Origin of the sequence: Roseomonas sp. E05 (genome assembly GCF_030063475.1) — a bacterium.
GTDB lineage: Bacteria > Pseudomonadota > Alphaproteobacteria > Acetobacterales > Acetobacteraceae > Pseudoroseomonas.
The window spans coordinates 204,616-223,028 of record NZ_JASIRT010000006.1 but is presented as its reverse complement, the minus strand read 5'-3'; the positions used below and the strand labels follow the sequence as shown (position 1 = coordinate 223,028).

Annotated in this window: 15 protein-coding genes; 11 read left to right on the top strand and 4 right to left on the bottom strand. The window is 69.3% G+C overall.

Annotation, left to right across the window (positions count from 1 at the left end):
- The first annotated feature begins 41 nt into the window (after positions 1–41).
- Both QMO56_RS09280 and QMO56_RS09275 read left to right on the top strand, forming a co-directional pair.
- A complete protein-coding gene (locus QMO56_RS09280) occupies positions 42–1,316 on the top strand; it encodes an MFS transporter (RefSeq protein ID WP_283525139.1) in 1,275 nt (424 codons plus the stop codon).
- Between the two features lie 73 nt (positions 1,317–1,389).
- Positions 1,390–2,037, top strand: a complete 648-nt coding sequence (locus tag QMO56_RS09275) for a flavin reductase family protein (protein ID WP_283525138.1) — start codon at positions 1,390–1,392, stop codon at positions 2,035–2,037.
- Between the two features lie 15 nt (positions 2,038–2,052).
- On the opposite strand, the gene QMO56_RS09270 is transcribed toward QMO56_RS09275, so the two are convergent.
- On the bottom strand, positions 2,053–2,484 hold the full coding sequence (locus tag QMO56_RS09270; RefSeq protein ID WP_283525137.1) for a DUF4267 domain-containing protein: 432 nt from the start codon (positions 2,482–2,484) through the stop codon (positions 2,053–2,055).
- Between the two features lie 49 nt (positions 2,485–2,533).
- On the opposite strand from QMO56_RS09270, the gene hflX reads away from it, so the two are divergent.
- On the top strand, positions 2,534–3,841 hold the full coding sequence (gene hflX / locus QMO56_RS09265) for a GTPase HflX (RefSeq protein WP_283525136.1): 1,308 nt from the start codon (positions 2,534–2,536) through the stop codon (positions 3,839–3,841).
- Between the two features lie 55 nt (positions 3,842–3,896).
- On the opposite strand, the gene QMO56_RS09260 is transcribed toward hflX, so the two are convergent.
- Complete coding sequence (locus QMO56_RS09260) at positions 3,897–4,955, bottom strand: glycosyltransferase family 4 protein (RefSeq protein ID WP_283525134.1); 1,059 nt, start codon at positions 4,953–4,955, stop codon at positions 3,897–3,899.
- A 131-nt stretch (positions 4,956–5,086) separates the two neighbouring features.
- Here QMO56_RS09260 and QMO56_RS09255 point away from each other — a divergent pair, with 131 nt between their 5' ends.
- The 7 genes from QMO56_RS09255 to QMO56_RS09225 all read left to right on the top strand — a co-directional run bounded on the left by QMO56_RS09255 (position 5,087) and on the right by QMO56_RS09225 (position 14,268).
- On the top strand, positions 5,087–6,862 hold the full coding sequence (locus tag QMO56_RS09255) for an ABC transporter ATP-binding protein (protein ID WP_283525132.1): 1,776 nt from the start codon (positions 5,087–5,089) through the stop codon (positions 6,860–6,862).
- A 15-nt stretch (positions 6,863–6,877) separates the two neighbouring features.
- Positions 6,878–8,296, top strand: coding sequence for an alpha,alpha-trehalose-phosphate synthase (UDP-forming) (otsA, locus tag QMO56_RS09250; protein WP_283525130.1), 1,419 nt, complete (start codon positions 6,878–6,880; stop codon positions 8,294–8,296).
- A gap of 152 nt (positions 8,297–8,448) precedes the next feature.
- Complete coding sequence (locus QMO56_RS09245) at positions 8,449–9,024, top strand: nucleoside 2-deoxyribosyltransferase (protein ID WP_283525129.1); 576 nt, start codon at positions 8,449–8,451, stop codon at positions 9,022–9,024.
- A gap of 75 nt (positions 9,025–9,099) precedes the next feature.
- Positions 9,100–10,698, top strand: a complete 1,599-nt coding sequence (locus QMO56_RS09240; protein WP_283525128.1) for an MFS transporter — start codon at positions 9,100–9,102, stop codon at positions 10,696–10,698.
- Between the two features lie 76 nt (positions 10,699–10,774).
- Positions 10,775–11,263, top strand: a complete 489-nt coding sequence (gene dps / locus QMO56_RS09235) for a DNA starvation/stationary phase protection protein Dps (RefSeq protein WP_283525126.1) — start codon at positions 10,775–10,777, stop codon at positions 11,261–11,263.
- A 99-nt stretch (positions 11,264–11,362) separates the two neighbouring features.
- Entirely contained in the window at positions 11,363–13,348 is a 1,986-nt protein-coding gene (gene parE / locus QMO56_RS09230; protein ID WP_283525123.1) for a DNA topoisomerase IV subunit B, read from the top strand.
- Between the two features lie 215 nt (positions 13,349–13,563).
- A complete protein-coding gene (locus QMO56_RS09225; RefSeq protein WP_283525121.1) occupies positions 13,564–14,268 on the top strand; it encodes a hypothetical protein in 705 nt (234 codons plus the stop codon).
- 756 nt (positions 14,269–15,024) lie between these two features.
- Here QMO56_RS09225 and QMO56_RS09220 read toward each other — a convergent pair.
- Together QMO56_RS09220 and QMO56_RS09215 are read right to left on the bottom strand one after the other, a co-directional pair.
- Positions 15,025–15,291, bottom strand: a complete 267-nt coding sequence (locus tag QMO56_RS09220; RefSeq protein WP_283525120.1) for a hypothetical protein — start codon at positions 15,289–15,291, stop codon at positions 15,025–15,027.
- A 1,031-nt stretch (positions 15,292–16,322) separates the two neighbouring features.
- Entirely contained in the window at positions 16,323–17,192 is an 870-nt protein-coding gene (locus QMO56_RS09215; RefSeq protein ID WP_283525119.1) for a WYL domain-containing protein, read from the bottom strand.
- A gap of 46 nt (positions 17,193–17,238) precedes the next feature.
- Between QMO56_RS09215 and QMO56_RS09210 the strand changes: the two genes are divergently transcribed.
- Entirely contained in the window at positions 17,239–18,339 is a 1,101-nt protein-coding gene (locus tag QMO56_RS09210) for a hypothetical protein (RefSeq protein ID WP_283525118.1), read from the top strand.
- Positions 18,340–18,413 lie beyond the last annotated feature (74 nt).

Genomic DNA, 18,413 nt, shown 5'->3' with positions numbered 1-18,413 from the left:
ACCGGTACGTACCATCCTGCCGAAACGTACCGGTCAGTCACATGAACATAGGCATCCGCCGGCCCCTTGGCCAGAATTACGCCTTCGTCGTCGTCGCGGTGATCTTCGTGACGCTGCTGGCCTCGGCCGGGCTGCGCTCGACGCCCGGCGTGCTGATCCTGCCGCTGGAGGAGGCCTTCGGCTGGAGCCGCAGCACCACCGCCTTCTCGGCGGGGCTGGGCATCTTCCTCTATGGCCTGGTGGGCCCCTTCGCGGCGGCGCTGATGGCGAGCTTCGGCCTGCGCCGCACGGTGCTCGGCGCCCTGGCGCTGATGTCCGCCTCCACCGGCGCCAGCGCCTTCATGAGCGAGACCTGGCAGCTGGTGCTGAGCTGGGGCGTGCTCTCCGGCATCGGCTCCGGGGCCGTGGCGCTGGTGCTGGGCGCCACGGTGGTGAACCGCTGGTTCGTCAAGAACCGGGGCCTGATGATGGGCCTGCTGACCGCCAGCACGGCAACCGGCACCCTGGTCTTCCTGCCGCTGCTGGCGGCGCTGGCGGAAGCCGGCGGCTGGCGCCCGGTGGTGCTGACGGTCTCCGCCGCCACGGCGGCGGTGATCCCGCTGGTCTGGTGGCTGGTGCCGGAGCGGCCAGCCTCGGTGGGACTCGTGCCCTATGGCGCCGCGCCCGGCACCGAGCCGCCGCAGCAGCCGGCCGCCGGCCTGCTTGCCGCCGCCTTCGGCAGCCTGAAGCGCGCCTCGCGCACCCGCACCTTCTGGTATCTCTTCGCCACCTTCTGGATCTGCGGCTTCACCACCAACGGGCTGGTCGGCACCCATCTCATCGCGCTCTGCGGCGACATGGGCATCCCGGAGGTGCGCGCCGCCGGGCTGCTGGCGCTGATGGGCGTCTTCGACCTCGTCGGCACCACCCTCTCCGGCTGGCTCACCGACCGCTTCGATCCCCGCAAGCTGCTGTTCGTCTATTACGGCCTGCGCGGCCTCTCGCTGATCTACCTGCCCTATTCCGACTTCTCGCTCTACAGTCTCAGCCTCTTCGCGGTGTTCTACGGGCTGGACTGGATCGCCACCGTGCCGCCCACCCTGCGGCTGGCCACCGAGGCCTTCGGCGAGCGCGACGCGCCGGTGATCTTCGGCTGGGTGGCTGCCGGCCATCAGGTCGGTGCCGCCAGCGCGGCCTTTCTCGGCGGCGTGCTGCGCGACACCCAGGGCGACTACCTCGGCATGTTCATCCTGGCCGGGGCGACCGGACTGGTGGCGGCGGGGCTCTCGCTGGCCATCCGACGCGGCGCGGCGGTCCCCGCGCCCGCTCTCGCCTGAGCCGCCCCACTGCTGGACAGGGCGGCGCGTCCCACCCACCATGCGCCGCCCTCAGGGAGAGAAGCACAGGCCCATGCAATTCGACTTCGACAAGCTGAGCGTCGCCGAGCGCTACAAGCTGCTGACCTCGACCGTCGTGCCGCGGCCGATCGCCTGGGTGGTGACGCAGGATGCGGCGGGGGTTGTCAACGCCGCGCCCTTCTCCTTTTTCAACGCCTTCTCCAGCGATCCGGCGGTGGTCGGCGTCAGCATCGGCGGCTCGCCGCGCGGCCCGGGCGAGAAGGACACGCTGGCCAACATCAAGGCCACCGGACAGTTCGTCGTCTGCCTGGTCTCGGAGGCGACGGCCGAGGCGATGAACATCACCGCCATCGACATGCCGCCGGAGGTGGACGAGCTGGCGGAGGCCGGGCTGACCCCGGTGCCGAGCCGCATGGTGCGGCCGCCGCGAATCGCCGAGAGCCCGGTGGCGATGGAATGCGAGACCTTCCAGCTTGTGCCGCTCGGCGGCAACACGCTGGTGCTCGGCCGGGTGCTGGCGATGGAGGTGCGGGACGACTGCGTCGCCGATCCCGCCAGGCTCTACATCGACGCGCCCCGACTGGGACTGGTCGGCCGCATGCATGGCCGCGGCTGGTACGCCCGCACCACGGACCGGGTGGACATCCCCCGCATCACCTGGAGCCAGTGGCAGGCGCGCAAGGCCGGGAAGCCGGACTGAACCCGCCGGGCGAACTCAGGCCGCGCCCCGGCGAAGCAGGCTGAGGGCGACGAGACCGATCACGGCGGCGCTCAGGCCATGCAGCGCGAAGTGCCAGGCCGAGGCTGACCCGCTGACCAGCGAAAGCAGGATCACGTCTCCCGCCGGGATCATCAGCGTCGCCGTCAGCAGGACCGCCACGGCGCGCCGCCCGGCGAAGATCGCGAGCGAGGCAATATAGACGCCAAGCGCCAGGTCCCTGATGCCGATGGCCGACAGGAAGCCCCTGGCCTCCCCGGCCGGCGCCGCAAGCCCGAAAACCGCCGCGCCGAGGTCGGGAAGGCCAATGAAAACCGCCCCGAGCACGATGAAGGCCGCCGCCAATCCCAGGGCCGGCCAAAGCCTCGCAACATGTTCCACCGGTTGAGGAGCCAAGATTCGTGCCTCGTGCCGCAGGAAGTTGGTCAAACGCCTGGACCACTCCTGCGTTACCCCTTCCCGCAGGATTGAGGCCGCCATGACCGACACTCGCGCTCCTTCCGACACCGCTCCCGAGAGGACCCGCACGGCGATCATCCTGCCCTGGGAGGCTGGCGCCGATCATCTGGCCAGAAGCGCCGAAGCGCGCCTGGCGGAGGTGGTCGAACTCGCCAGATCCATCGGCCTCGAGGTCGTGCACACGGCCACGCTTCCATTGCGCACCCACCGGCCCGCGACCCTGCTGGGCCAGGGCCAGATCGCCAGCCTCAAGGAGGTCATCAGCGGGCAGGCCGCCGCGCTGGCGGTGGTGGATGCGAAGCTCACCCCCGTGCAGCAGCGCAACCTTGAGCGCGAATGGGGCTGCAAGGTCATCGACCGCACCGGGCTGATCCTGGACATCTTCGGCGAGCGGGCGCGCACCCGGGAAGGGGCGCTGCAGGTGGAGATGGCGCATCTCCAGTATCAGCGCAGCCGCCTGGTGCGCTCCTGGACCCATCTTGGCCGCCAGCGCGGCGGCTTCGGCTTCCTGGGCGGCCCCGGCGAGACGCAGATCGAATCCGACCGGCGCCTGATCGGGGAGCGGATCGCCCGCCTGAAGCAGGATCTGGAGGAGGTCCGCCGGACCCGCGGCCTTCACCGCGAGGCGCGGCGCCGGGTCCCCTTCCCGGTCGTGGCGCTGGTGGGCTACACGAATGCCGGCAAGTCCACGCTGTTCAACAAGCTGACGGGAGCCGGGGTCTTCGCGGAGAACCAGCTCTTCGCCACGCTCGATCCGACCCTGCGCGGCCTGACCCTGCCCTCCGGCCGCAACGTGATCCTCTCCGATACGGTGGGCTTCATCAGCGAACTGCCCACGGAGCTGGTCGCCTCGTTCCGCGCCACGCTGGAAGAGGTGGCGGCGGCGGATGTCATCCTGCATGTGCGCGATGCCGCGCACCCTGACACGGCCGCGCAACGCGAGGATGTCGTGGCGGTGCTCGACAGCATGGCAAAGGAAGGGACGCTCGATCCGGACTGGTCCAGCCGGACGATCGAGGTGATGAACAAGGCCGATCTGCTTGGCGGCACCGGCGAGGTTTCCCTCCGCCCCGGCATGGTCGCCGTCTCCGCCCTGACCGGCGAAGGGCTGCCCGAGCTCAAGGCCGCCATCGACACCCGCCTCGCCGAAGGCATGGTGACGGTGGGCTACGACATCCCCACCTCGGATGGCGCGCAACTGGCCTGGCTCTATGAACACGGCGAGATCGTCGGCCGGCAGGATGGAGACAAAGCCATCCATGTCACGGTCCGGTTGCGGCCGCAGGACCGCGCGCGTTTCGAGCAGCAGGCGCATTCCCCGCACTGAGTCCGCGCGGGGGGGGGGCGGAGGGGAGCAGGCCTCCCCTGCCCCCCTCCGAAGATCAGTCGCCGATGGCGCGCAGGCGCGGCGCCCGGCGGGCGGCGATCAGCTCCTCATAGACGGAGACATAGTCCTCCGCCATGCGGCGGGCGGTGAAGCGCTGCTCGAAGCGGGCGCGCACCTTGCCGCGGTCCAGGCTAGGGATGCGCCCGATCGCGGCCACCGCCTCGTCCTCGTTCTCGACGATGAAGCCGGTCAGCCCGTCCTCCATCACCTCGGGCACGGAGCCGCGCCGGAAGGCGATCACCGGCGTGCCGCAGGCCATCGCCTCGATCATCACCAGGCCGAAGGGCTCCGGCCAGTCGATCGGGAAGAGCAGCGCATGGGCGCCCGAGAGGAACTCCGGCTTCTGGTCGTCGTTGATCTCGCCGATGTACTCGACATGACCCTGCGCCATCAGCGGTGCGATCTCGCGCTCATAATAGGCACGGTCGGCGACGTCGATCTTGGCGGCGACCTTCAGCTTCACCCCGGCGCGGGCGGCGATGCGGATGGCCTTGTCCAACCCCTTCTCCGGCGAGACGCGGCCGAGGAAGGCGAAGTATTTCTGCTCCACGTCCTGCGGCGTCAGCCGGTCCTTCGGCATGCCGTGCAGCACGGTGCGCACCCAGTTCAGGCGCGGGATGGGCAGGCGCTGGTGATCGGAGATCGAGACGAAGGGCGTGTGCCCGTAGGTCTCGTAGATCATCTTGAATTCCGGCAGGTCGAGCCGACCATGCAGGGTGGTGAGGAACGGCGTGTGCTGCCGGTCCAGCAGGCCGAGCGGGAAATAGTCGATATGGGAGTGGATCACGTCGAACTCGTCCGCGCGCTGCGCGATCTGCTCGACCATCTTCATGTAGTGCGCCACCCAGTCCTTCACGCTGGGGTCGAGGCGCAGCGCCTGCTCGCGCATGGCGGCCAGCTTCGCCGCGGTGACGGAATCGCCGCTGGCGAAGAGCGTCACCTCATGGCCCATCGCGACCAGCTCCTCGGTCAGCGACGAGACGACCCGTTCGGTACCGCCGTACAGCTTCGGCGGAACCGCCTCGAAGAGCGGCGAGATTTGCGCAATGCGCATGAAATGCGACCCCTTTTTCCCGGCAGGCCGGAAGTTTTACTTGAGGCAGGCCGGCAGGAACTTGATCGTATTCAGGCCCGCCTGTATCTATGATGAACATACAAATTGAATATGGCGAAATGTAGGCTGCCGTGACTGCACCCCGCGCGCCAACGAGCTCCCCGCTCCGCTACCTGCTGAACTATGCCTCGCATCACAAGGCCGGGCACGCGCTGGTCTTTGGCGCCGTGCTGGCGGCCGTGGCCTGCGCCGTCTCCGCGCAGTACGGCCTCAAGCACCTGATCGACATCATCGCCCGGGGCCCCGAGGCGGCGACGGGCGTCTGGAGCGCCTTCTTCCTGCTCTGCGCCCTCATCGCGGCGGACAACCTGCTCTGGCGCGTCGGCGGCTGGGCGGCGACGCATTCTTTCACCGCCGTCGGCGGCGACATCCGCCGTGACCTCTTCGCCCACCTGGCCGGGCACAGCCCCGGCTACTTCGCCGACCGCCTGCCCGGCGCGCTGGCGGCGCGCGTCTCCTCGACCGCCCAGGCGGCCTTCTCGGCGGAGAACACGCTGGCCTGGGGCGTCGTGCCGCCGGCCGCCGCGGTGCTCAGCGCGATCCTGTTCACCGGCGCCATCCATCCGGGTCTCGCTGCCGCGCTGGCGGTGCTGGCGCTCGGCATCGGGCTGGTGATGCACCGCCTGGCCCGCCGCGGCACCGCGCTGCACCGCACCCATGCCAGCCTTGCCGCCACGGTGGATGGCGAGCTGGTGGATGTGGTCAGCAACATCCCGGTGGTTCGGGCCTTCGGCGCCACGCTGCGCGAGCAGCAGCGCATCGGCGGCGCGGTGCAGGCCGAGATCGCCGCCCATCGCCGCAGCCTCTACTACATGGAGAAGCTGCGCCTCATCCACGCCGTGCTGACGGTGCTGCTGACCGGCGGCACCCTCGCCGCCGGCCTCGGCCTCTGGCGGCACGGCCAGGCCTCCGTGGGAGACGTGGCGCTGCTCGCCACCCTCTCCCTCACCGTCCTGCACGGCACGCGGGACATCGCGGTGGCGCTGGTGGAGCTGACCCAGCAGATGGCGCGGCTGGAGGAGGCGCTTGGCGCGCTGCTGGTGCCGCATGCGCTGGAGGCCCGCCCCGGCGCCTTTCCCCTTCGCCCAGGCGCTGGCACGGTGCGGTTCGAGGCGGTGCGATTCGCCTACCCCGGCCGGCCTTCACTTCTGGACGGCTTCGACCTCACCGTGGAGCCGGGGCAGCGCGTCGGGCTGGTCGGCTTTTCGGGGGCCGGCAAGTCCACCGTGCTGGCGCTGCTGCAGCGGTTCCACGACCCCGATTCGGGCCGCGTGCTGGTGGATGGGCAGGATCTCCGCGACGTCACGCCCGACAGCCTGCACGAGGCCCTGGCGGTGGTGCCGCAGGACACCGCCCTGTTCCACCGCTCCGTGCTGGAGAACATCCGCTACGGCCGCCCCGAGGCCACCGACGAGGAGGTGCTGCGCGCCGCCGAGATGGCGCAGTGCCGCGGCTTCATCGAGGCGCTGCCGGAGGGCTTCGATACCCTCGTGGGCAACCGCGGCGTGAAGCTCTCGGGCGGGCAGCGGCAGCGCCTCGCCATTGCCCGCGCGCTGCTGAAGGACGCGCCGATTCTCCTGCTCGACGAGGCGACCTCGGCGCTCGACAGCGAGAGCGAGCGCGCCATCCAGGCGGCGCTGGACCGGCTGATGCGCGGCCGCACCGTCATTGCGATCGCGCACCGCCTTTCGACGCTGCAAAATTTCGACAGAATCATCGTCATGAATCAGGGCCGGATTGTCGAGGATGGCGCGCCTGCCGAACTGGCCAGCCGCCTCGGCCCCTATCGGGAATTGCTGCGCCAGCAGCAGGCCGGCGCCCTGCCGGAGCTGCCGGAGGCGGCCTGAAGAGGAACGGCGCGCATGTCGCGACTGGTCGTGGTCTCCAACCGCGTCGCTCCCATCACCGAGGGCGAGCCGACCGCCGGCGGCCTCGCGGCCGGCGTGATGGACGCGCTGCGCCACAGCGGCGGGCTTTGGTTCGGCTGGTCCGGCCAGACGGTGCCGGACGCGCTGGTGCCGCCCGACACGCTGCCGCCCGGCCTGCCGCCCGCCGTCGCCCGCAGCGGACCGGTGACGCTCTACACGACCGACCTGACGCAGCGCGACTACAACGACTACTATCGTGGTTTCTCCAACGGCACGCTCTGGCCGGTCCTGCACTACCAGACCGGCCTTGCCCGCTTCGAGCGCAATGAGTTCGAGGGCTATCGCCGCGTCAACGCGCATTTCGCCCGCCATCTCGCCGCGCTGGTGGCGCCGGACGACGTCATCTGGGCGCATGACTACCATCTGCTATGCCTGGCTGAATCGTTGCGCGCGGCGGGGCTGCGCAACCGCATGGGGCTGTTCCTGCACACGCCCTTCCCAGCGCCCGCCGTGCTGACCACCGTGCCGGTGCATGCCGAGCTGGTGCGCGCCCTCTGCCAATACGACCTCATCGGCTTCCAGACGGAAGGCGACCGCCGCGCCTTCGTCGACTACATCCGCTATGAGGCCGAGGGCGAGGAAATGCCCGGCGGCATCCTGCTGGCGCATGGACGGCGGATCCGGACCGGTGTCTACCCGATCGGCGTGCAGGTGGAGGCGCTGCGGGCCGAGGCGCAGGTCAGTGAGCCCGAGCCGATGGCGGCGCTCCGCGCCGGCCTCGGCGACCGCTCCCTCATCATCAGCGTGGAGCGGCTCGACTACTCCAAGGGCCTGCGCCAGCGCTTCGCCGCCTATGAACGCTTCCTGGCCGCCCATCCCGCCTGGCACCGGCGCGTGGAATACGTCCAGATCGCGCCGCCCTCGCGCTCCGATGTCGAGGCCTATCAGGCCATCCGTCGCGAGCTGGAGGGCGAGGCCGGGCGCATCAACGGCCGCTTCGCCGAGCTGGACTGGATGCCGCTGCGCTACCTCAACCGCGGCTTCCCGCGCCGCCAGCTCATGCCGCTCTATGCCGCAGCGCGGGTCGGGCTGGTGACGCCGCTGCGCGACGGCATGAACCTCGTCGCCAAGGAGTATGTGGCGGCGCAGGACCCGCAGGACCCCGGCGTGCTGGTGCTCTCCCGCTTCGCCGGCGCGGCGCGCGAGCTGGATGCCGCCCTGCTGGTCAACCCGCATGACGAGGCGGCCGTCGCCGCCGCGCTGGACCGCGCGCTCGCCATGCCCCTGGAGGAACGGCGGGAGCGCCATGCCGCCATGCTGCAGGTCATGCGGCACAACAGCCTGGAGCGCTGGCGCGACCGCTTCGTGGCCGATCTGCGCGACCTGGGAGCCCGTGCCGGGGCGGCCGCCTGACCGCCCCGCGCCGGCGCACGGCGCAGCCCGCGGGGAAGCTTGCGGGCACTTTCAGGTCGCGGCTCAAATTTGTGGGAATATTGCCCACCGTCCCTTTGCGGAGACACATACACGCTCTGGAATTCACCTTTCCGTGGGTGCAAATTGAAGCCATGCGCATCTATCTCGCCGGACCCGACGTGTTCCTGCCCAATGCCGGCGAGATCGCCGCCGCCAAGAAGGAAATCTGTGCCCGCTACGGGGCCGTCGGGGTCTTCCCGACCGACCCGATCGCCGACAGCGCGGCGGATGCCGCGCAGGAACGTTTCCTGGAGATTTATCTGCGCAACGAGGCGCATATCCGCCAGAGCGACGCGCTGATTGCCAATCTCACGCCCTTCCGCGGCCCCTCCGCCGATGCCGGCACGGTCTATGAGCTTGGTTTCATGCGGGCACTGGGGCGGCCAATCACCGGCTACGCCAACACCACCCGGCACTTCGCCGACCGCACGCGGGATTTCCTGGGCACCGCCGCCCGGCAACGCCCGGACGGCGTCTGGGTGGATGCCGAGGGATTGAGCCTTGAGGATTTCGGGCGGCACGACAACCTGATGATCGATGGCGGCATCATCGCTGCCGGCGGCCGCCTGATCACCCGCGAGGTGCCGGACCACCTGCGCTGGAAGGATCTCAACGCCTTCGAGGACTGCGTGGCCACGCTGATGCAGGAGATGCGCGGCGCCGCCTGAGCGCCGCGCCGAATACAACCAGGGCACGAAGCTTGCTTCGCAAGCCCGGCCTATTGCGGCACCTTGCGCCCACCCATGCAAGACACCGCCCCTCCTTCGGCCTTCGCGCCGCTCCGGCACGCCACCTTCCGGAATCTCTGGACCGCCAGCCTGGCCAGCAACACCGGCATGTGGGTGCAGAACACCGGCGCCGGCTGGCTGATGACCAGCCTCGATCCATCGCCCCTGATGGTCAGCCTGGTGCAGGCGGCCTCCATGCTGCCGGTGTTCCTGCTGGCCCTGCCGACCGGCGCCATGGCCGACATCGTGGACCGGCGCCGCTACCTGATCTTCGCCCAGAGCTGGATGTGCCTGATGGGGCTCGTGCTCTGCGTGCTCACCGCCACGGACCTGCTCGGCCCCTGGGGGTTGCTGGCGCTCACCTTCGGCATCGGCGCGGGCAGCGCGATGAATTTCCCGGCCTGGGCCGCCACCACGCCGGAACTGGTGCCGCGCGCCGACCTCACCCAGGCCATCGTGCTCAACGGCATCGGCTTCAACCTGGCGCGGGCGGTCGGGCCGGCGCTGGGCGGCTTCATCATCGGCCTGGCGGGCACGCAGGCCGCCTTCGCCTTCAACGCCGCCTGTTTCCTGGTGCTGATCCTGGCGCTGGTGGCGTGGCGGCGGGAGGCGCCGCCGCATACCCTGCCGAAGGAGCACTTCCTCTCCGCCATGCGGGCGGGGCTGCGCTTCGTGGCTGCCTCGCCGGAGTTGCGGCGCATCATCCTCCGGGCGGTGGTGTTCTTCTTCTTCGGCTCGGCCATGTGGGGACTGCTGCCGCTGGTGGTGCGCGAGCGGCTCGGCCTCGGCCCCGAGGCCTTCGGCCTGCTGCTCGCGGCGATGGGCATCGGCGCGGTGGGTGGCGGCCTGCTGCTGCCGCGCCTGCGCGCGCGCCTGAACCGGGGAGACCTGGTCATGCTCGCCTCGCTGCTCGCCGCCGCCGCGCTGCTGCTGCTCGGCCTGGGCCGCCACTGGGCGCCCGTGGGGCTTGGCATGCTGCTCTACGGCAGCGCCTGGATCAGCGCCTCCAGCACGCTCCAGGCCGCCGCGCAGATGGTGGCGCCGGCCTGGGTGCGGGCGCGGGCGATCGGCATCTATCAGCTCTCCTTTTTCGGCGCGCTGGCCTTCGGCTCGGCCCTGGCGGGATGGCTCGGCACCATCGTCGGCGTGCAGGAGGCGCTGCTCGGCTTCGGCGCCATGGGAGGCGTGGCCGCGCTGGTGATGCGGCGCTGGGCGCTGGACGCCACCACGCCCGCCGACACTCCTCCGACCCCGGGGCCCCGCCCCGAGGAGCCGGCGCCGGAAATCGCCCCTCTCCTGGCGCAGGACCGCGGGCGCGTGCTGGAGGTGGTGCGCTACCATATCCACCCGCAGGACCGTGCCGCCTTCCTGGCCGCCATGGCGCATGTGCGCTGGGCAAGGCTGCGCAGCGGCGCCCTCTCCTGGCGGCTCTACGAGGACATTGCGCATCCTGAGCGCTGGGTGGAACTCTGGTCCGTCGAGAACTGGAATGAGCATCTGCGCGAGCAGCACCGCCTGGCCCCGGACGACCATGCCGCGATCGCCCGCGCGGCGGCACTGCATCGCGGCGAAACCGGACCGAAGGCGGTGCGCTACATTCACCAGCTTCCCTGACATGGGTCAGCTTTACCGGCCGCCCGGCAACCTTACCTTGAGCCTGGCGTTTTGGAACCAGACAGGAGGATTAGCGATGGCTTCCCTTCACCCCACCCGCAACGACCTGGGTGAGAACATCAAGAAGGTTTCCGTGACCGTGCTGAACGGCACCCTGACCGACATGATCGACCTCACCAACGCCGTCCGCATGGCCCACTGGACAATGAAGGGCCCGAACTTCATCGGCCTGCACGAGATGCTGGAGCAGTTCTACAACGAGCTGTTCGCGACGGCGGACGACGTGGCCGAGCGCCTGATCCAGCTCGGTGGCACGCCGGACGGCACCAGCCAGATCGTCGCGGAGAAGAGCCGCCTCGCCCCCTACTCGCAGAAGACCACCTACACGCTGGACCACGTCAAGGAACTGGCGGACCGCTTTGCGGCGCTCGGCAAGTCCGTCCGCGAGGGCATCGACAGCACCGAGGATGCCGGCGATGCCGATACCGCCGACCTGCTGACCGGCCTCTCGCGCGACCTCGACAAGAAACTGTGGATGCTGGAAGCGCATCTGCAGGAGAAGTAAGCGCCTGGCGCGGGAGGGGCATGCCCCTCCCGCGCCGCCTTGGGGTTGCAGGCCCTGCCCCCCTTTGGCTAGTTTGCCGGCCGGGGGTGTGAACAAGACATGAACGATCTGTTCGGCGGCCGCGCCGCCAAGGCGCAGGGCGGGGCTACCTACTCGGCCAAGGATATCGAGGTCCTGGAGGGGCTGGAGCCCGTCCGGCGCCGCCCTGGCATGTATATCGGCGGCACCGACGAGAACGCGCTGCACCATCTGGCCGCCGAGGTGCTGGACAACGCCATGGACGAGGCGGTGGCCGGCCATGCCGACCGCATCGAGGTGACGCTGGAGGCCGGGAACGTCCTGACCGTCCGCGACAACGGCCGCGGCATCCCGACCGACCCCCACCCGAAATTCCCCAAGCTCTCGGCGCTGGAGGTGATCCTCACCACCCTGCACTCCGGCGGCAAGTTCTCGGGCAAGGCCTATGATACCTCCGGCGGCCTGCACGGCGTCGGCAGTTCGGTGGTGAATGCCCTTTCGGAGCGGCTGGAGGTCGAGGTCGCGCGCGACCGCGTCCTGTTCACCCAGGCCTATTCGCGCGGCAAGCCGCTGACCAAGCTGAAGAACGCCGGTGCCGTCCACAACCGCCGCGGCACCACCATCCGCTTCAAGCCGGACCCGGAGATCTTCGGCGCGCAGCAGTTCTCCGCCGCCCGGCTGTTCCGGCTCTGCCGTTCCAAGGCCTACCTGTTCCGTGGCGTCGAGATCCGCTGGTCCTGCGACCCGGCCCTGATCCCCAAGGGTCAGGAGACCGAGACGCCAGCGCAGGCCACGCTGCACTTCCCGGGCGGCCTGTCGGACTTTCTGGCGGCTGCCGTGGAGGGCCGCAGCCCCGTCATCCCCGCCCCCTGGGCCGGCGAGGTCACCTTCCCCCAGGGCGCCGGCCGCGCGGAGTGGGCCGTCACCTGGCTGGAGCAGGGCGAGGGCTTCCTCCACACCTATGCCAACACCATCCCGACCCCGCAGGGCGGAACGCACGAGGCCGGGCTGCGCGCCGCGCTGGTGAAGGGTCTGCGCGCCTATGGCGAACTGAAGAAGGAGAAGCGCGCCGGCAACGTCACCGCCGAGGATCTGTTCGGCGGGCTGGCGGGCATGCTCTCGGTCTTCGTCCGCGAGCCGCAGTTCCAGGGCCAGACCAAGGACAAGCTGACCAGCCCCGAGGCCGCTCGCCTCGTCGAGGCCGGGTTGCGCGACCATTTCGACCACTGGCTGGCAGGCGATCCGGGCCGGGCCGACAACCTGCTGGCCTATGCCATCGAGCGTGCGGAGGACCGGATCCGCCGCCGTGAGCAGAAGGACACGCCGCGCAAGACCGCCACCCGCCGCCTGCGCCTGCCCGGCAAGCTGGCCGACTGCTCCCGGGAAGCGGCCGAAGGGACCGAACTCTTCCTGGTCGAGGGCGATTCGGCCGGCGGCTCAGCCAAGCAGGCACGCAATCGCGAGACCCAGGCGGTGCTGCCGCTGCGCGGCAAGATCCTGAACGTCGCCTCGGCCAGCGCCGACAAGCTGCGGCAGAACCAGGAGCTGAAGGACCTCATCGAGGCACTGGGCTGCGGTGCCGGCGACCGCTTCGACTCCAAGCGCCTGCGCTACGGCCGCGTCGTCATCATGACCGACGCCGATGTGGACGGGGCGCATATCGCCGCGTTGCTGATGACCTTCTTCTACAAGGAGCTGCCGGAGCTGGTGCGGCAGGAGCGCGTCTTTCTGGCGCAACCGCCGCTCTACCGGCTCGCGACCGCCGGCAAGACCATCTACGCGATGGATGACGCCGAGCGCGAGAAGCTGCTGAAGAAGGCCTTCAAGCCGAACCAGCGGGTGGAGGTCAGCCGCTTCAAGGGGCTGGGCGAGATGCCTCCCGCCTCGCTGAAGGAAACCACCATGGACCCGCGCAAGCGGACCCTGTTGAAGGTGGTGCTGCCGGCCGAGGAGCGCGCCTCGACCTCGGAGCTGATCGAGGCGCTGATGGGGCGCAAGCCGGAGCTGCGTTTCCGCTTCATCCAGGAGAATGCCGCGCGCCTGGAACTGGAGGCGGTGGACGCCTGATATAAGCGCGCACCAAACGAGAGACTCCGGCGCCATTCAGTAGACTGGCGCCCTCCTAACTCCATGATTTCTTTACCGAAGGGCGCGAGATCCTCGCGCCCTTTTTGCTTGCCGAAACGCGGCGAGACCCTGCGCAAGCAGAGTCATCCGGCGACGCCCTGCCGCTCAAGGAAAACGACAGGATTCACCCTGCGCGAGTTGCAACCGGCGCCAGGGTGCCCCGTTTAACCTACGTCATGGGAAACAGCCTCGAACCCGGCGCCGCGATCGCCAAAGACCTCGACGCACTGCTTGCCAGCGTCCCCCCGCTGTTCGCTGAGGGCATCTCGACGTTTGTCTATGAGGTGGTCGAGCTCGAGATGGTGGAACTGGCCGCGGCTCGGGCGAGGGCGACGGCGTGGCTGGAACGGGCCCGCGAACGTGGTGACGGCAGCTCTGCCGCATGCATTGCGACGATTGCGGCTTTGGACGCCCGGCAGGCACGAGTCGCTGAAGGGCTCCGCAATCTATGGCGGCTGCAGGCTTACCTGGAGCGCAGGCGCGATTACATCGCGCCGCCATCGTCAGTGTCATCCAGGAGCAAGCCTGACAGCAAGAACACCCGCGTGCGCGACCGAGTCGCCGCCGTCCTGGCAGAAGGCGGCCCGACACACCGGACGGAGCTCCTCAAGGTCGTGCTGGCGGACGGTTTACTCGGGGCGGAGCAACGTCCCATGAACCGACTTGCCTCCATCCTGGCCAGCAATGGTCACCTATTCGGCTCGGACTCCAGGGGGACCTACTTCCTGTTGAGCACTGAGCCCAAGGAACAGACCCGGTCGCGCGGTCGCGCCGGTCTGCCCACGGGACGCCGCCCGGCGCTTCCCACGTCGCAACCTGAGAAAGGAGGTGAAGGCCATGCGGGCGCGTGCGCCGTATAGAAGACCGGGGGCGGATCATCTCCGCTCGAAACCCGGATACTAATCGAAGCCTGAACCAAGAAAGCACCCCTGCCTGGATCTAGCCATCCAGTCAGGGGTGCCTCTTGTCTGGTGCACGGTCGCGCCGTCTGTGGAACGTACTTTCGAACTCCAAGTTGCGTACCGTGGCTGCGTATTCGGGCGGCAGTCCGCTCGCCCTGAGGTCCGTGATGGGGCAGACGACGAAGCGGATGGGCGAGTTCCCCAGCTTAGCTCCTCGGGTCGGAGATGCTTCGTACTTTGGGTTCGATGGGGACAGCGGGCGCACGCAGGTTCCAACCCCGCTCACCTCTACCAGGAGGTGAACGCGATGCGTCCGCGTGTTCGTTGTAGAAGAGTCTCAGGGTGAGCGTCGGGCCGCCGAGCTGAACAAACGCAGCTTACCGGAAACAGCAAACAACGGGGACGGCCACCTCGGATCCACACATCCGGAGCGACCGTCCCTGCTGCCAAGCCACGGAACACCTGCAGAATGCCTCTGCCGGGCCTTGGTTGCACGCAGGAGACGACGCAGGCTGTTCCGGCATGTCCGTCAGCCTACACCGTCATCCAGAATACTGCCCATCCGATCCAGAGCCAGTGGAGGCAGTAGCAACCGGATCTCGCCCTTTGGAGAGACCGCCCCTGCTTCCAGATCGCAGGACATTCGGGGGATTTCAGAGCAAGAGCTTGGCGACCCTCATCCGTATGTTTCCCGTCGAAGTACGCCAGCGAAGATTAGTCCGCAGCCCGTAAGCCCGACCGGCCCCGCCATTCGCGCCAGTACGCCCGAGCAAGCCACAGCAGCCCGACGATGCCACCTGCCGTCGTGGCCGCCCCGATCCCCCAAAACCCCACCACGACCGCAGCGTGGCCAATGGTGGCACCCGGCATCAGGACGCCGTCCAGCCAGCCAGCAGGCATTGGCTCGCCACCAAAGACCACGAGCGCGGCAGCGGGCGCCGTCATGGCCGCCATCCTCAAGGTGTAGGTTGCCAGGCTCATCGTCCGCTCTTGTCCTCGGCACCGAAACGTCCGGGCAGCATAGGCGGTTCAAGGGCACTTGCCAGAGCCCGTGGCGCCCAGGCTACCGTCGACCCGCAGGAGCCCGTCGATGCCCGAACACCAGCGCAGCTGTTTCAAGCCCGCCCGCCGCCTCGACCTCATGGGTGACCCGATCCGCGATCAGTTCGGTCCCGCATGGCCGGACGGCCTGAGGCTTCTGTAGGCCGTAGCGTAAAATCAGTCCCTGCCTCCGTCCCGAAGGCCGCGACCGAGAAATCAATGAAGCTGCGGAGCTTGGGTGTGAGGCGCCGATTAAGGGCGTGGAGCAAATGCGTCCAGAACGCGATAGTCCGGGAGAATCTGGACCACTAGCCCGTCTTCCAGAGAGCTGCGAATTATTTCCATCGGTCTCAGCAGGATGTCCAATCCATTCAGGACCGCGCACAGCAGCGGCGCGCCATGATCGGCCAGTAAGCGGCTGGAGACAGGGACCACGACGCGCCCCCTCCGGGCCGTCGAAGGTCCATGCGGCGCGAAGCTTGTTATGGGCGTAGCAGAGGAATTCATGCTGTCCGAGATCTGCGGGCGAGCGAAGCGGCGGGGCCTTCGCGAGGTAGGCGGGCGGTCCGCAGAGGATCAGGCGATGCGGAGCCAGCTTTCGGGCCATCAAGCCACTAAAATTCTGCCCGGGCCACTCTAGGGGGCTGGTCAGCCCGTCGCCGGACGGATTCGGGAAGCCACGTGGAGCGTATCGTGGCCCTCATCCAGGACCAGCGGGGTTCGAGAGGGTTCCATTGAGGCGGCCTGTGGGGGCGGGATATAGCGAAGCCGCCCTGAGGGGCGCCTTTCAGCGGTCGGCCTCGCGCCGTGAGTTCTCACCTAAGTGACTAACGGGGCCGCGAAGGGTCCTTCCTTGGCGAGCGACGCGGGCGGGGCGTGGCGCCCGCTCACCTCGACCACCGCCAGTGTGCCCTTGGGTCCGGAGCGCACGCGACCGGGCCAAGCGGCACCCCTGCGCACGCGGCGGCCCGTCAGCGCGGCACGTTGGCGGGCAGGAAGTCCCGGAGTTCCCCCATGTTGGAGCAGCGGATCCGCAGGTTCCGCCTCTGGGGTCCGTCGTCCTCCGGGTGGGGCAGCAGGCCGAGGCGGTCGAGGACGTAGGTGACCAGTGCCTTGCGCACAGGCATGCGCAGGCGGCCCCCGGACATGCCGTACTCGGCCTCGACCATCGCCCTCTGCGGCGGCGGGAGGCCCGGCGCCGCCTCCAGCACCACGTCGGCCGTCTCGTGCCACATCGTGTCGGCCTCCCCGTCGACCCAGACGGCGCCCGGCTCGGGCCATGCCTCGGCGATCCGCGCCAGCACGAAATCGGCGAAGCGCCTGCGCTCGCCGTCCCAGCCGCGGAGGTGGAGGCGGTCGCCTGTGTCCACCAGCGTGTGCCCCGACACGACCCGGGAGACGGTGTCGGAACTGCTCATGGAACGGTAGGTCATCCGCACCGGCGTGCGGCTGTCATGGGCTCGTAGCAGGGCGGCGACGACGTCGTCCCGCCCCCTTCGCTCGGGCAGTCGGACCTCTTCGACAGGCAGCGTCCGCGCGCCTGCCTCGGTTTCTTCGCGGATCCAACGGCGGGCGTCCTTCGGAAAGAGCCACTCGTGCCCCGGTGCGGGATGGTAAGCCTTGGTCGAAGGGTCCATGACGGCGCCGCCCCCGGACGCCTCCAGGAAGGCGGCGAGGTCGCCCGACGCCTGCTGCGGCGACACCTGGAACCGTTCGACGAGGTCGCCCCGGCGGAACTGGCCGAGCCAGCACAGGCGGTCCTCAATCCAGCGGAGTCGCCGCAGGATCGCGGCGCCGTTCCTCCTCTCAAGGAGATGATCTAGTGACTGGATAGACGCCATCTCTTCACCGCTCTAAAACCGTCGCTTCAAGCGTCGGCGGGGGACCATGGCGAGTCTTGATTCGGAAGTCACGGGGCTCATGCTCGCCTGCGGCCTCCTCGAAGCGCACGATTGCGCCATCGCCGAGGGGCGCGCGATCCAGCAGGACGCCTCTATGCCAGCCGTCCTCCGCCGCGCCCTAGCCCGCCTCTCGGCCCACTGCCTGCTGGAGGCGGCGCCCGACGCCGGGGCCTCCCTTCACGTCGCCATGGACCTAGCGTGCGAACCCTTTGCCGGATGGGGTATCGGGGCTTTCGGCGCGGATTACCCGTTCCGCGACGTCAACCTCATCGACCGCGAGGCAGGCGTGCCGACGGAGGATTGCCGGGAGATGGCGGCGCGGGGCGGGTCCGAGGTCGCGGCGGACGAGGAGGTCCAGTTCCGCCGCCTGCGCGCGGCGCTGGACACGGTGTCCGGCCGCCGCCGCGAAGCCGCCTACACCGCGGTCCGCGAGTTCGTGGTCCGGAACCCCGTGGTCAGGCGCAACGCCCGCGACGAATTTATCACGGAGCACGATCTGCTCGCCGCCCTGCCGTTGATGGACTCCGTCTACCACCGCATCCCGAATTCGGCACGCGCGGACGGGGCGGTGCGGCTCTGCGGCGGCTGCGGCAGCCTGCTCTGGCCCCACCGGGACACGAGCCTCCACCCCCACGGCCGCTGCCGCATTCGGCAGTGCCAGCAGGCCAACCCCGCGGCGGAACCCGGCCCGGCCGTCGGGGATCCGGAGGAGTGGCTGGCGGTGGTCCCGTCCGCGGCCATCTTCTGGGTGGGCCCCGGCCTGGACGAGATCCGCATCCACGACGCGTTGAAGGCGGCGGGCCGCGCGTCCGTCCTCTACCCTATGATGGACGCGGCAGACGTCGGCGTGGACGGCACGGCGGTCGGCATCGACGTGAAGTCATACGCCAGCCCGCTCCTGCTGGCCTCCAAGCTGACCCGCGGGGTCGGTCGGCTCTCCATGTTCCGGCGCCGCATCCTGGCCGTGCCGGATGGCAAGCTCGCACTCAACCGCAACTACCTCCACCAGCTAGTGGCGCAGTACCAGGGTGAGACGCCGCTCGAGTTCATGACCGTCTCCTCCGCCATCCGGGCGCTGTCCCGGTGAGGGCGCGACCCGAGGGCTTCCGCTCGTCAGTCAGAGCGCAGTGGCTCTGCGCAGCTGTCCGCGCCTTCCTCGGC

Bases quoted from the DNA above. Each gene is read 5' to 3' on its own strand.
- QMO56_RS09240 (WP_283525128.1), top strand. From the start codon at position 9,100: ATGCAAGACACCGCCCCTCCTTCGGCCTTCGCGCCGCTCCGGCACGCC.
- hflX (WP_283525136.1), top strand. From the start codon at position 2,534: ATGACCGACACTCGCGCTCCTTCCGACACCGCTCCCGAGAGGACCCGC.
- QMO56_RS09220 (WP_283525120.1), bottom strand. From the start codon at position 15,291: ATGAGCCTGGCAACCTACACCTTGAGGATGGCGGCCATGACGGCGCCC.
- dps (WP_283525126.1), top strand. From the start codon at position 10,775: ATGGCTTCCCTTCACCCCACCCGCAACGACCTGGGTGAGAACATCAAG.
- QMO56_RS09260 (WP_283525134.1), bottom strand. From the start codon at position 4,955: ATGCGCATTGCGCAAATCTCGCCGCTCTTCGAGGCGGTTCCGCCGAAG.
- QMO56_RS09275 (WP_283525138.1), top strand. From the start codon at position 1,390: ATGCAATTCGACTTCGACAAGCTGAGCGTCGCCGAGCGCTACAAGCTG.
- QMO56_RS09210 (WP_283525118.1), top strand. From the start codon at position 17,239: ATGGCGAGTCTTGATTCGGAAGTCACGGGGCTCATGCTCGCCTGCGGC.
- parE (WP_283525123.1), top strand. From the start codon at position 11,363: ATGAACGATCTGTTCGGCGGCCGCGCCGCCAAGGCGCAGGGCGGGGCT.
- otsA (WP_283525130.1), top strand. From the start codon at position 6,878: ATGTCGCGACTGGTCGTGGTCTCCAACCGCGTCGCTCCCATCACCGAG.
- QMO56_RS09215 (WP_283525119.1), bottom strand. From the start codon at position 17,192: ATGGCGTCTATCCAGTCACTAGATCATCTCCTTGAGAGGAGGAACGGC.
- QMO56_RS09280 (WP_283525139.1), top strand. From the start codon at position 42: ATGAACATAGGCATCCGCCGGCCCCTTGGCCAGAATTACGCCTTCGTC.
- QMO56_RS09245 (WP_283525129.1), top strand. From the start codon at position 8,449: ATGCGCATCTATCTCGCCGGACCCGACGTGTTCCTGCCCAATGCCGGC.